The sequence below is a fragment of the Novosphingobium sp. BW1 genome, from assembly GCF_008107685.1.
Classification (GTDB): Bacteria; Pseudomonadota; Alphaproteobacteria; order Sphingomonadales; family Sphingomonadaceae; genus Novosphingobium.
This window is the reverse complement of sequence record NZ_VIRF01000117.1, coordinates 1-468: the sequence shown is the minus strand read 5'-3', so window position 1 is coordinate 468 and position 468 is coordinate 1. Positions and strand designations below refer to the sequence as shown.

The following is a 468-nucleotide window of genomic DNA, read 5'->3' as shown; positions in this document are numbered from 1 at the left end:
CGGGCAGTTCCGGATTGGTCATGAAGCGTGCCTTGGGGTTGCCCGGTGGGTTGAGGATGCTCTGGATGTGACCGCTGTTGGAGAGGATGAACTCGCACTTGCCACCCAGCAGCCTGGCCGACTTGTAGCACGACTCCCAGGGGGTGATGTGGTCGTTCAGACCGGCGACACAGTAGAAGTCGCAAGTCACCTGCTTCAGGTCGATGGGCGTGCCGGAGACCTCCAGGGCGCCGGGGCGGTTCAGCGGGTTGCTCTTGAACAGTTCGACGAACTCGCCGTGCAGCGCGGCGGGCAGGCGCGTGGTGTCGTTGTTCCAGTAGAGGATGTCGAACGCCGGCGGCTGGTTGCCGAGCAGGTAGTTGTTGACCCAGTAGTTCCAGATCAGGTCGTTGGGGCGCATCCAGGCGAACACCTTGGCCATGTCCTTGCCCTCCAGCACGCCGGACTGGTAGGAACGACGCTTGGCGG

The 468-nt window shown here is 63.2% G+C and carries 1 protein-coding gene; it reads right to left on the bottom strand.

Going from position 1 to position 468, the window contains the following annotated elements:
* A partial coding sequence (locus FMM79_RS20215) for an alpha/beta fold hydrolase (protein WP_148629316.1) occupies nucleotides 1-468 on the bottom strand: 468 nt, incomplete at both ends.